The organism is Aeromonas lacus, assembly GCF_000764665.1.
GTDB lineage: Bacteria > Pseudomonadota > Gammaproteobacteria > Enterobacterales > Aeromonadaceae > Aeromonas > Aeromonas lacus.
The window spans coordinates 1-1087 of the sequence record NZ_JRGM01000085.1 but is presented as its reverse complement, the minus strand read 5'-3'; the positions used below and the strand labels follow the sequence as shown (position 1 = coordinate 1087).

General features: G+C 42.5%; 2 protein-coding genes. Both read right to left on the bottom strand.

The features are described from left to right. Positions 1-336: hypothetical protein (locus LG31_RS20885; RefSeq protein ID WP_202963002.1), on the bottom strand; the 336-nt coding region annotated here is incomplete at its 3' end. Positions 337-347: 11 nt separating this feature from the next. Further along, positions 348-1087 (bottom strand): hypothetical protein (locus LG31_RS21195; protein ID WP_033113910.1); only part of this gene is annotated, 740 nt, incomplete at its 5' end.

The window sequence follows — 1087 nt, the reverse complement described above, 5'->3', positions numbered from 1 at the left end:
GCCATGTTCACTATTACGAGTCTTGCAGATGTGTTCCCATTGTTCATCTACATAGTGTTCAGCGGCCTCTGCATTGGCGAAACAGAAATAGTAATCCTGTGCCCATGCTTTGAGAGCCTTAATGTCTTCTTCATACTGCTTATCGAGCTTACGATCATAAGCATTCTGCTGCTGTTCCTCTTGATAAGCTACAGATGCCTTATAACCTGCTGCTGCGAATGCTGCCATTGGAGCGGAGCTATGTTGTGCAAGGAATCGGAGTTGTGCCTTGAGTGCGTTAATTTCGTCAAACAATTCAAGGGAGAGGTCTTCTTTAGTAATCTTTTTGGTGTTCATGTTGATAGGTCTTATTTGTTCTTATAGATAATTTTACGGTAGCCATCCCAGAGACTCATAGCTCCTTGGTAATCGCCTTTGAATGCTTTCTTAATTGCATAGTCTAGGACTTTGTATTTGGCCTCAGAGCCAGTAGATTTAATGTGGGAAATGTCTTGCTCAAGCATTTCAACCATCTGGTTATAATCAGCGCCAAGCTCATTTGAAATGTCGGCTAGAACAGCGTAGGCATAAGAATTGATTTCATCCTGCTCCATACCAGTTGCATTAGACACAGAGGCCATAGCTTCATGGTCATTATTGAATAGAGCATCAGAATAGAATTGGCCTACGTCACCGCTTGCTTTATTAATAGTGTTCAGCTTTGAGTAGACAGGGTGATGATTGCTTTCATCGTTCTCTGCCATTGCAAGGTGTGTATCAAAGTTTTCACGTTGCTCTTGGGTACAAGTTTCATCAGATTCACCGAATAGAGCCTTATGCTGTGCTACTGTAAGGCCCATCCCATGGAAGGAATAAATAGGTTCATCAAAATCATTGTAAGCTATTGGGTTCTCTGTCAGATAAAATGTATCGACTTCGTTTGTGTATTGGCTGTACTCAACGCTATCGCTGTTCAGAATAGAATCCCGCTGTGCTGCTGTCATTTCCCAACCATTTACGGAATAGAGAGCTTCACCATCATCGTTAAAACCTACTGAGTGTTCAGGCCGAGAGTATGTATCAACTTCAATGTCACCCCGCATAGGAG